Raw genomic sequence first — 11193 nt, forward strand, 5'->3', positions numbered from 1 at the left:
GTTGATAGGCCGGATCTGGAAGCCAGGTAACTGGTGGAGGTGACCGGTACTAATAGGCCGAGGGCTTGTCCTCATTTGCTCGCGTCCACTGTGTTGGTTCTGAAACCACGAACAGCCCCGTTTAACAGCGGTCTGGTTGTCTGTTTCATAGTGTTTCGGTGGTCATAGCGTGAGGGAAACGCCCGGTTACATTCCGAACCCGGAAGCTAAGCCTCACAGCGCCGATGGTACTGCAGGGGGGACCCTGTGGGAGAGTAGGACGCCGCCGAACTCCTTTTTAGAGCTCTGGCTCTTGGGCTGCATGCCCAAGAGCCAGAGCTTTTTTGCGTTGAGGTAAGGTCAGGGGGCAAAGTTGCTCGTTTCCCACCACAGGAGGCCCCCGGGTGGAGGTCCAGGAGACCCGCGTCCAGACGGATCGGGTACTCACCATCCCGAACATCCTCAGCATGGCGCGTCTCGTCGGCGTACCCGTCTTCCTGTGGCTGATCCTGAGGCCCGAGTTCGGCGGGCCCAAGAGCGACGGCTGGGCCCTGCTGGTGCTCCTCTTCAGCGGCGTCAGCGACTACCTGGACGGCAAGCTGGCCCGGCGCTGGAACCAGATCAGCAGCCTCGGCCGGCTCCTCGACCCTGCCGCGGACCGGCTCTACGTCCTGTCGACGCTGCTGGGCCTCACCTGGCGCGAGATCCTGCCGCTCTGGTTGACGGCCGCGCTCCTGCTGCGCGAACTGATGCTGCTGGTGATGGTGGGCATCCTTCGACGGCACGGCTACCCCCCGCCCCAGGTGAACTTCCTGGGCAAGGCCGCCACCTTCAATCTCATGTACGCGTTCCCGCTCCTGCTGCTCAGTGACGGTACCGGCTGGATCTCGTCACTCGCTGCAGTTTTCGGATGGGCGTTCGCCGGATGGGGTACAACCCTCTATTGGTGGGCAGGAGTGCTTTACGTGGTGCAGGTCCGCCGTCTGGTTCGTGCGGACGCCACAGCCGATTGAGCTCGGCGATTGTCCGGACGTAGTGGCTCTCGATTCCTCTCGATGGCCCGCAGCGCAAAAGTGCGGGACAATCTTGACGGGTGAAGTCGGCTAGACCGTCATCTCTTAGAGGAGGACGCTTCCGACATGAAGGCCGTCGTGATGGCCGGTGGTGAAGGCACACGCCTTCGCCCCATGACCTCCAGCATGCCCAAGCCGCTCCTTCCGGTCGTCAACCGGCCGATCATGGAGCACGTGCTGCGGCTGCTCAAAAGGCATGGGCTCACCGAGACCGTGGTCACCGTGCAGTTCCTGGCATCGTTGGTCAAGAACTACTTCGGTGACGGCGAAGAGCTCGGCATGGAGCTCACCTATGCCAACGAGGAGAAGCCACTCGGTACCGCCGGAAGTGTCAAGAACGCCGAAGAGGCGTTGAAGGACGATGCTTTCCTTGTCATCTCCGGCGATGCACTGACCGACTTCGACCTCACCGAACTGATCAACTTCCACAAGGCGAAGGGCGCGCTCGTCACGGTGTGCCTGACGCGTGTGCCCAATCCACTGGAATTCGGCATCACCATCGTCGACGAGGAAGGCAAGGTCGAGCGCTTCCTGGAGAAGCCGACCTGGGGCCAGGTCTTCTCCGACACGGTGAACACGGGCATCTACGTGATGGAACCCGAGGTGTTCGACTACGTCGAGGCCGACGTTCCCGTCGACTGGTCCGGCGACGTCTTCCCGCAGCTGATGAAGGAAGGCAAGCCGATCTACGGCTACGTCGCCGAGGGCTACTGGGAGGACGTCGGCACGCACGAGTCGTACGTGAAGGCGCAGGCCGACGTCCTGGAGGGCAAGGTCGACGTCGACATCGACGGCTTCGAGATATCGCCCGGCGTCTGGGTCGCCGAGGGTGCCGAGGTGCATGCCGACGCCGAACTGCGCGGGCCGCTCTACATCGGCGACTACGCCAAGGTGGAGGCCGGCGCCGAGCTCCGGGAACACACCGTCGTCGGATCCAACGTCGTCGTCAAGAGCGGTGCCTTCCTGCACCGGGCCGTCGTCCACGACAACGTGTACGTCGGGCAGCACAGCAATCTGCGGGGCTGCGTCGTCGGCAAGAATACCGACATCATGCGGGCCGCCCGGATCGAGGACGGGGCGGTGATCGGTGACGAGTGCCTGATCGGCGAAGAATCGATCGTTCAGGGCAACGTCCGGGTCTATCCGTTCAAGACCATCGAAGCCGGCGCGTTCGTCAACACGTCGGTGATCTGGGAGTCGCGCGGGCAGGCGCATCTGTTCGGCGCCCGCGGTGTCTCAGGGATCCTGAACGTCGAGATCACGCCCGAACTGGCCGTGCGGCTGGCCGGCGCGTACGCGACGACCCTGAAGAAGGGCTCCACCGTCACGACGGCCCGTGACCACTCCCGTGGCGCCCGCGCGCTCAAGCGGGCGGTCATCTCGGCGCTCCAGGCCAGTGCCATCGACGTACGGGACCTGGAGAACGTGCCACTGCCCGTGGCGCGGCAGCAGACCGCCAGGGGCAGCGCGGGTGGCATCATGATCCGGACCTCGCCCGGGGTACCGGACTCCGTCGACATCATGTTCTTCGACGGCGCGGGCGCGGACCTGTCGCAGGCCAGCCAGCGCAAACTGGACCGGATCTTCGCGCGGCAGGAGTACCGGCGCGCGTTCCCCGGTGAGATCGGCGACCTGTACTTCCCGGCCAGCGTCTTCGACTCGTACACGGGCGCGCTGCTGCGGAACGTCGACACGACCGGGATCCTGGAATCGGGCCTCAAGGTCGTCGTGGACGCCTCCAACGGCAGCGCGGGCCTCGTCCTGCCCAGCCTGCTCGGCAAGCTCGGGGTCGACTCGCTGACCATCAACCCCGGTCTCAACGAGGCCAGGCCCACCGAGACGGCCGAACAGCGGCGAGCCGGTATGGTGCGCCTCGGTGAGATCGTGGCGTCCTCCGGAGCCGCGTTCGGGGTGCGGTTCGACCCGGTCGGCGAGCGGCTGTCCCTGGTGGACGAAAAGGGCCGCATCATCGAGGACGACCGGGCACTGCTGGTGATGCTGGACCTGGTCGCCGCCGAGCGGCGCAGCGGCCGGGTGGCGCTCCCGGTCACCACGACCCGCATCGCCGAGCAGGTGGCCGCCTACCACGGCACCCAGGTGGAGTGGACGACGACCTCTCCGGACGACCTCACGCGCGTGGGCGGTGAGGAAGGCACCATCTTCGGTGGTGACGGCAAGGGCGGGTTCATCGTCCCCGAGTTCAGCAGTGTCTACGACGGTACGGCGGCCTTCGTACGCCTCATCGGTCTGGTGGCGCGGACACAGCTCACACTCAGCCAGATCGACGCGCGTATCCCGCGGGCGCACGTCCTCAAGCGGGACCTGGCGACGCCGTGGGCTGTCAAGGGCCTGGTCATGCGGCGTGTCGTCGAGGCGGCCGGTGACCGGTTCGTGGACACCACGGACGGCGTGCGGGTCGTCGAGACCGACGGGCGCTGGGTGATGGTGCTGCCCGACCCGGCCGAGGCGGTCACCCACCTGTGGGCGGAGGGGCCCGACGACGCCTCCGCGCAGGCCCTGTTGGACGAGTGGGCGGCGATCGTGGACAGCGCCGGACGGTAGAGCGGCCGCACGCGCGCGTGCCGGACAAGTGTCCCCAAGGGGGCCTGTCCGGCACGTCGGTGGGGCCGTTCGGAGGTACTGGTCGCGACATGCGACGATGTGCGGCATGCCGCAGCAACCCCCCGTTCGGAGCAGCGTCCCCCGGCCGCAGCGCCCGGACGCCTCCATGTCGTTGATCACCAACGTCATGGATCACAGCCTCGACGACGGTTACGCCGAGGCGGCGGCCCGGAAGCGGGCCCGCGGGGAGGGCGCCGGTATGCCCAGGACCCTCCGGGCCAGGCTGGGGCTCGCGGGCGGTCTCGTGCTGGCGGCGCTCGTGGTGACCGTGGGAGCGGCGCAGGCGCGGGTGACGGCGCCCGTCGTGGCCAAGGAGCGCCAGGAGCTCATCGACCGCATCGACCGTGAGACGGCGGCCGCGGACAAGCTGGAGAGCGACGTCGACGCGTTGCGGGACGACGTCAGCTCCCGGCAGCGGTCGGCACTGAAGGCCAGCGGTGGCAGCGGGCAGGCGGACCTGGTGGGCGTCCTGTCGGGCGCCACCGCCGTGCACGGCCCCGGTGTGAAGCTGGTCGTGAACGACGCCAAGGAAGCCTCGTCGGGGGGCGACGCCGGCAATCCCCGGGAGACCTCCGGGTTCTCCGACACCGGCCGGGTACGCGACCACGACCTGCAGCGGGTCGTGAACGGGCTGTGGGCCTCCGGTGCCGAGGCGATCGCCGTGAACGGTCAGCGGTTGACCGCCCTGTCCGCGATCAGGGCCGCCGGGGACGCGATACTGGTCGACAACAGGCCGCTTGTGCCGCCGTACACGGTGCTGGCGGTGGGGGACGGGAAAAGGCTCGGCTCCAGGTTCCAGGACAGTCCGGACGGGCTGTATCTGCATGCCCTGGAGGACAACTTCGACATCCGGGCGACCATCGCCACGGAGGGCGACGTCCGGCTTCCGGCCGCACCGAGCGTGATCGTACGTACTGCACAGCCGTACACCGAGAAGACTGAGAAGGGCACATCGTGATCGCCGTACTTGGCCTCGTCGTGGGCATCGTGGCCGGACTGCTGGTCCGTCCTGAGGTTCCGGCGGTCGTCGAGCCGTATCTGCCGATCGCCGTCGTCGCGGCGCTCGACGCCGTCTTCGGTGGTCTGCGGGCCATGCTCGACGGGATCTTCGACGACAAGGTCTTCGTGGTGTCGTTCCTGTCCAACGTGGTGGTGGCCGCGCTGATCGTCTTCCTGGGCGACAAGCTGGGCGTCGGCTCGCAGCTGTCCACGGGTGTCGTGGTGGTGCTCGGCATCCGCATCTTCTCCAACGCCGCGGCGATCCGACGGCATGTCTTCCGGGCGTGAGCGGCATGGGTGAACACGAGGAACGGCCGGAGCACCGGCTGCGCAGGGAACTTCCCGCTGAGATGCCCCCGGCGGAGCCGGTGGCCGGACCGGCCACCGAGCCGGAGCCGGAGACCGGGCTGACCGGTCGGCAGCGGCTGGTCCAGGGGCTGTGGCCGCCACGGGTCAGCCGGGCCCAACTGATCGTCGCGCTGCTGCTGTTCGGGCTCGGATTCGGGCTCGCCGTGCAGGTGGCGTCGAACAGCGACAGCGACAGCGCGCTGCGCGGGGCCCGGCAGGAAGATCTTGTCCGCATCCTCGATGAACTGGATGACCGCACGCAGCGTCTTGAGGACGAGAAGACAGGACTCGAAAAGCAGCGGCAGGAGTTGCAGAGCAGCTCCGACCAGGCCGCGGAGGCCCGTCGGCAGACGGCCGAGAAGGAGAAGCAACTCGGCATTCTGGCGGGGACCGTGGCTGCGCAGGGTCCTGGCATCACGATGACGGTCGACGACCCGAAGGGGACGGTACAGGCGGACATGCTGCTCGACGCGATACAGGAGCTGCGCGCGGCCGGTGCGGAGGCGATCCAGGTCAACGGGGTCCGGGTGGTCGCGGGCACCTACCTCACGGACTCCGGCAAGAGTGTCAGCGTCGACGGGAACAAGATCACCCAGCCCTTCGTTTTCAAGGTGATCGGTAAACCGCAGGACCTCGAACCGGCTCTCAACATCCCCGGAGGCGTGGTGCAGACCCTGGAGAAGGAACAGGCGACTGTCAGCGTCGAGCGGTCGTCCGGGATCGTCGTGGACGCCTTGCGACCGGCGAAGCAGCCTGACTACGCTCGGTCGTCCTCACAGTGAACCAGTGGTGCATGGGGGACGTCCGGCGAGGGCATGAGGATGCGGGGGGTCGGCGCACCGGGGAGCCGGTGCGTGGTGGAAACTGTTTGGTGGATACGGACGTTGTGAGGTTGTCCGGGTCGGCCGGTTCATTCAGTCAGGGTTCGTCCTGCCCCACGGGCGGGTCTGTTTCGGTCAAGGGGAATCGCCCGTGAAGTTGTTTGCGAAGTTGTTCGGCAAGAGCGCGCGAGAGGGCGGCGAAAACGCGACCGCCCGCCATCGCGCACAGCCCGACGCGGAGGGTCAGCGTCCTCTGTTCCGGGACCAGGTGACTGGTCCGGCGGGTGACATTTCGGGAGGTCAGGGCGCGCCGTCAGTTGACCCGTCCCAGTCCGGCGGCATAGGTTTCGGGCAACCGTCAACCTCAGGTGCGGGTGGAGGGTTCTCCTCCGGCCCGTACGCGTCCAACGCCCCGGCGGGGCAGCCGCGGCAGGAGGATCCGTCCATGTCGGCCCTGGTTTGTACGAGGTGCGGTAACCGCAACGCGGAGAACGCGCGGTTCTGTTCCAACTGCGGTGCCCCGCTGCGCGCGGGTGCCGTTCCCGAGCGTGCGTCCGAGACGACGTCCACGATCTCGATCTCCGGTCTGGAGGCCTACGACGCCGAGGTCACCGGTCAGACCCAGGTGCCGGCGCTCTCACCCGAGGCGCAGGCGGCCGTCGACGCGCTGCCGCTCGGTTCCGCGCTGCTGGTGGTGCGCCGTGGCCCCAACTCCGGCAGCCGGTTCCTGCTGGACAGTGACCTGACCACGGCCGGCCGGCACCCGCAGAGCGACATCTTCCTGGACGACGTGACGGTCTCGCGCCGCCATGTGGAGTTCCGCCGTCACCAGGACGGTTCGTTCACGGTGGCCGACGTGGGCAGCCTCAACGGCACGTACGTCAACCGGGAGCGGATCGACCAGGTCGCCCTGGCCAACGGCGACGAGGTCCAGATCGGCAAGTACCGGCTGGTCTTCTACGCGAGCCGGCAGGCCGTCTGACCCGCCGGACCTCGGCTGGGGGACCCCAGGGAAGAAGGTCCATGCCGCACACACCGAGCGGCGGTGCCGGACAGGGCGCCGCCGCCACGGAAACCGGGCTGATGAGCATCGGCACGGTGCTGAACGTGCTGCGCGACGAGTTCCCCGAAGTCACCATCTCCAAGATCCGCTTCCTGGAGTCGGAGGGGCTCATCGAGCCGCGACGGACTCCCTCCGGGTACCGCAAGTTCAGTGCCGGGGACGTGGAGCGCCTCGGACACGTCCTGCGGATGCAGCGGGACCACTATCTGCCGCTCAAGGTCATCCGGGAGCACCTGGACGCCATGGAGCGCGGGGAGGCCGTACACCTTCCCGTGCTGGGGCGGCAGCGTGACGGCGAGGCGGTGCCGATGGTGCCTGAGGCGCCCACGGTGGCGCGGATCGGCCGCGAGGAGCTGCTCGCGGCCGCCGGGATCGACGAGGACTGCCTCGCGGAGTGGGAGTCGTACGGGCTGATCGCTCCTCTGGAGGACGGTGTCTACGACGCGGAGACGGTCACGGTGGCCTCGCTCGTGGCCGAGCTGGGGCGGTTCGGGATCGAACCGCGCCATCTGCGGCTGATGAAGGCGGCCGCCGAGCGTGAGGCGGGTCTGGTGGACCAGGTGGTGGCCCCGCTCCGGCGCCACCGCAATCCGCAGACCAGGGTCCATGCCGAGGCCCGGACGAAGGAGCTGGCGGCGCTGACGGTGAAGCTGCACGCCGCGCTGGTGCAGATCGCACTCGGGGTGCGGCTGCCGTGACCGAAGTGACAGGCCCCGGGCGGAGGCCGGATCGGGCGCGCGTTGTCGGCCCGACTACCCAAACATCCCGGGCACGGCCTAGGGTTGCTGTGTGAACGAGCTCGATGTCGTAGGTGTCCGGGTGGAAATGCCCTCCAACCAACCGATCGTGCTCCTGCGCGAAGTGGGAGGCGACCGTTACCTCCCCATCTGGATCGGGCCGGGGGAAGCGACGGCGATCGCCTTCGCCCAGCAGGGCATGGCCCCCGCGCGACCGCTGACCCACGACCTTTTCAAGGACGTGCTGGAGGCCGTCGGCCAGGAGCTCACCGAAGTACGCATCACGGACCTGCGTGAGGGCGTCTTCTACGCGGAGCTGGTCTTCGCCAGCGGCGTCGAGGTGAGCGCCCGTCCGTCCGACGCCATAGCGCTGGCGCTGCGCACCGGGACGCCGATCTTCGGCAGTGACACGGTGCTGGACGACGCGGGGATCGCGATCCCGGACGAGCAGGAGGACGAGGTGGAGAAGTTCCGCGAGTTCCTCGACCAGATCTCCCCCGAGGACTTCGGCACCAGCAGTCAGTGAGAACAGGTCGGCGAGAACAGGTCGGCCCGTCGCCTGCCGGAAGGCCGGTGGCGGGCCCGCCCACGGCCCGGCGCGGCCGAACTCACGGGCAATTGCCAGCGGCCACTGAGAGCGTCCTACGGCCTTGCGCCAGAGCATTCGGCTAGCCTTTCCCCGCGGTGGGGCACGGGAAACCACTCCTAGGGTGATTATCACTCGGCGTGCCGAGTGTGGCGATCGTTGACGCACCCCTGGTGACTGCCTACCGTCGAGAAGGCAGGTCAAGGACGGAGGTCGGCGTGAGAAGCAGCGGCGACGGTACGGCTGGGGGTGCCCCCGGACACGGTTTCGGGGAGAGCGGTCCATACCCGCTTCACAGCAGCGCAGCCGGTCACGCCCCGCAGCGGCCGACGGCAGTGCCGAGCGGCGGAGGGGCGGCGTCCATGGCCACCGAGGAGATCGGCTACCGCGGGCCCACGGCCTGCGCCGCGGCCGGCATCACCTACCGGCAACTCGACTACTGGGCCCGCACCGGCCTGGTCGAGCCCAGTGTCCGGCCCGCCTACGGATCGGGCACGCAGCGGCTGTACAGCTTCCGGGACGTCGTCGTCCTGAAGATCGTCAAGCGGTTCCTGGACACGGGGGTCTCCCTCCAGAACATCCGCAGCGCGGTCCAGCACCTCAGGGAACGCGGTTTCCGCGACCTGGAGCGCATGACGCTCATGAGCGACGGCGCCACGGTCTACGAGTGCACCTCGTCGGACGAGGTGCACGCCCTGCTCCAGGGCGGTCAGGGCATCTTCGGGATCGCGGTCGGCGTGGTCTGGCGGGACGTGGAAAGCGCGCTCTCCCAGCTGCACGGTGAGCGCGTCGACACCGGCGAGACCCTCGTCGGGCACAATCCCGCCGACGAACTGGCCAGGCGGCGCAACAAGGCGGTCTGACCTCCCGGCGCGTTGTCAGTGCCGTGGTGCAGCATCGGAGATGTGAGAAACGCGCCCACGATCCTCCATCTCGACATGGATGCCTTCTACGCCTCGGTGGAGCAGGCGTCCAAGCCGAGTCTGCGCGGGAAGGCCGTGGTCGTGGGCGGGCTCGGACCACGGGGTGTGGTGGCCACCGCGTCGTACGAGGCGCGGGTGTTCGGGGTGCACTCCGCGATGCCGATGGCGCAGGCACGCAGGCTGGCGCCGAACGCCGCGTACCTGGTGCCGCGGTTCACGCTGTACCGGTCGATCAGCGAGCAGGTCATGGCGCTGCTGCACGAGCTGTCGCCGCTGGTGGAGCCGCTCAGCCTGGACGAGGCGTTCGTGGACCTGGAGGCCGGTGGGACGGCCTGGGACGCGGCGTCGGCACAGTTGGCCGGGGAGCGGCTGCGCGCGGACATACGGGCCGCCACCGGGCTCTGCGGGTCCGTCGGGCTCGCCGCGTCCAAGATGCTCGCGAAGATCGCCTCCGAGCAGGCGAAGCCGGACGGGCTGGTGCTGATCGAGCCCGGCACGGAGCGGGCGCTGCTCGGGCCGATGCCGGTGCGCACCCTGCCGGGGGTGGGGCCGGCGACGGGGGACCATCTGCGGCGGGCCGGGATCACCACGGTCGACGAGATCGCCGAGGCAGGTGAGGACGAACTGGTGCGGCTGCTCGGCAAGGCCCATGGGCACGCGCTGTACGCGATGGCGCTCGCCCACGACGAGCGGCCTGTGGTGGCCGAGCGCGAGACCAAGTCGGTGTCGGTCGAGGACACCTACGACGTGGACATCCACGACCGGCTGAGAGTGGGGACGGAGGTGCGGCGGCTGGCGGACCGGTGCGTGCGGCGGCTGCGGGAAGCCGGGCTGTCCGGGCGGACCATCGTCCTGAAGGTGCGGCGGTACGACTTCTCGACGCTGACCCGCTCGGAGACGCTCAGGGGACCGACCGACGACCCGGCGGTCGTGCGGGAGGCCGCCGCACGGCTGCTGGACTCGGTGGACACGACAGGGGGCGTGCGGCTGCTGGGGGTGGGGGTGACGGGGCTGGCCGACTACACCCAGGAGGACCTGTTCGCGCAGGCGGCGGGCGAGGCGGCGGAGACGGTCCCGGCCGAGGACGACGTCGCGGCGCCGTCGGCGCCGCAGGAGACGGTCACCGAGCGGCGGTGGCCCGCGGGACACGACGTGCGGCACGCGGAGTACGGACACGGATGGGTGCAGGGCAGCGGGCTCGGCAGGGTGACGGTGCGGTTCGAGACGCCGGGGGCGGTGGCGGCGGGGCGGGTGCGGACCTTCCGGATCGACGACCCCGAGCTGGAGCCGGCGGATCCGCTGCCGCTGGTGGAGGGAGGACGGGGCGTGCGGGTGGACAGGGCCGGCGGATGACCGGGGCGAGGGCGGGGCGAGGGCTGGGCGGGGCGTGGTGGCCGGTCGGCGCCACCGGGCCGGGCGCTATGCCCCGGCGTCCTCCGTGCCCGCCAGCTTGCCGAAGTCGTGGTCCGGGTGGGGGCGCGGCGGGACAGGGGTGTCCAGGCCGTAGTGGTGGTAGAGCTGGAGCTCCTGCTCGGGCGACAGATGGCGGCCCACGCCGAAGTCCGGGGCGTCCTTGATCAACGCCCGGTCGAAGGGGACGTGCAGGGTTCCCTCGACCAGTTCGCTGGGCTCCAGGGGCACGAACGCGTCCCGGGAGAACAGGCCGGTGCGTATGGCCGCCCACTCCGGCACGCCCGTCGCGTCGTCGAGGTACACCTCGTCGATCGTGCCGATCTTCGTACCGTTGCGGTCGAACGCCTTGCGGCCGATCAGGTTGCGCGGATCGATGTCGGTCTGCACGGGCCCTCCTCTTGGTCGCACCTCATCCGTAAGCACTACAAAAGAGCACATTCAATGCGGCGGCCACTCGAAGACCCGTGCGCTGCCCCCGCTGGTAGGCTGGCAAGCGGCTGCTGACCCCGTGCGGGAGAGTCCTTCGGGCAAACCGGAGGCGCCGAAGGAGCAAATCCTCCCCGGAATCTCTCAGGCCCACGTACCGCACGGACGAGGTCACTCTGGAAAGCAGGGCGGACGTCGACGGT

11 protein-coding genes, 1 rRNA gene and 1 riboswitch are annotated in these 11193 nt (G+C 68.9%); of the genes, 11 read left to right on the forward strand and 1 reads right to left on the reverse strand.

From position 1 onward, the window contains the following. Positions 1-154: 154 nt before the first annotated feature. From rrf to ACZ3KP_RS00055, 11 genes are all read left to right on the forward strand, one after another. Positions 155-271 (forward strand): 5S ribosomal RNA (gene rrf, locus ACZ3KP_RS00005). 112 nt (positions 272-383) lie between these two features. Next, complete coding sequence (locus ACZ3KP_RS00010; RefSeq protein WP_132887712.1) at positions 384-992, forward strand: CDP-alcohol phosphatidyltransferase family protein; 609 nt, start codon at positions 384-386, stop codon at positions 990-992. A gap of 126 nt (positions 993-1118) precedes the next feature. Beyond that, positions 1119-3614 carry a mannose-1-phosphate guanyltransferase gene (locus ACZ3KP_RS00015; RefSeq protein ID WP_358986394.1) on the forward strand — a complete coding sequence of 832 codons (2496 nt, stop codon included), beginning with the start codon at positions 1119-1121 and terminating at the stop codon, positions 3612-3614. Between the two features lie 106 nt (positions 3615-3720). Continuing rightward, complete coding sequence (locus ACZ3KP_RS00020) at positions 3721-4632, forward strand: DUF881 domain-containing protein (protein ID WP_467494991.1); 912 nt, start codon at positions 3721-3723, stop codon at positions 4630-4632. After that, positions 4629-4961, forward strand: a complete 333-nt coding sequence (locus ACZ3KP_RS00025; RefSeq protein ID WP_132887715.1) for a small basic family protein — start codon at positions 4629-4631, stop codon at positions 4959-4961. Before ACZ3KP_RS00020 ends, ACZ3KP_RS00025 begins: the two co-directional genes overlap by 4 nt. Before the next feature lie 5 nt (positions 4962-4966). Continuing rightward, positions 4967-5803 carry a DUF881 domain-containing protein gene (locus ACZ3KP_RS00030; RefSeq protein ID WP_467496716.1) on the forward strand — a complete coding sequence of 279 codons (837 nt, stop codon included), beginning with the start codon at positions 4967-4969 and terminating at the stop codon, positions 5801-5803. Positions 5804-5993: 190 nt separating this feature from the next. Further along, complete coding sequence (locus ACZ3KP_RS00035; RefSeq protein WP_358986387.1) at positions 5994-6824, forward strand: FHA domain-containing protein; 831 nt, start codon at positions 5994-5996, stop codon at positions 6822-6824. A 41-nt stretch (positions 6825-6865) separates the two neighbouring features. After that, positions 6866-7603: a transcriptional regulator FtsR gene (gene ftsR / locus ACZ3KP_RS00040; RefSeq protein WP_467494993.1), complete on the forward strand. Its 738-nt coding sequence runs from the start codon at positions 6866-6868 to the stop codon at positions 7601-7603. A gap of 91 nt (positions 7604-7694) precedes the next feature. Beyond that, positions 7695-8168 carry a bifunctional nuclease family protein gene (locus tag ACZ3KP_RS00045; RefSeq protein WP_037684412.1) on the forward strand — a complete coding sequence of 158 codons (474 nt, stop codon included), beginning with the start codon at positions 7695-7697 and terminating at the stop codon, positions 8166-8168. A gap of 278 nt (positions 8169-8446) precedes the next feature. Then, entirely contained in the window at positions 8447-9091 is a 645-nt protein-coding gene (locus ACZ3KP_RS00050) for a MerR family transcriptional regulator (protein WP_358986381.1), read from the forward strand. A 42-nt stretch (positions 9092-9133) separates the two neighbouring features. Further along, positions 9134-10504, forward strand: coding sequence for a DNA polymerase IV (locus tag ACZ3KP_RS00055; protein WP_467494996.1), 1371 nt, complete (start codon positions 9134-9136; stop codon positions 10502-10504). A 66-nt stretch (positions 10505-10570) separates the two neighbouring features. On the opposite strand, the gene ACZ3KP_RS00060 is transcribed toward ACZ3KP_RS00055, so the two are convergent. Further along, entirely contained in the window at positions 10571-10951 is a 381-nt protein-coding gene (locus ACZ3KP_RS00060) for a PRC-barrel domain-containing protein (RefSeq protein WP_207921654.1), read from the reverse strand. Positions 10952-11065: 114 nt separating this feature from the next. Next, positions 11066-11160, forward strand: a riboswitch (glycine riboswitch). Positions 11161-11193: the final 33 nt, after the last annotated feature.

This window comes from Streptomyces sp. NPDC020958, assembly GCF_055562175.1.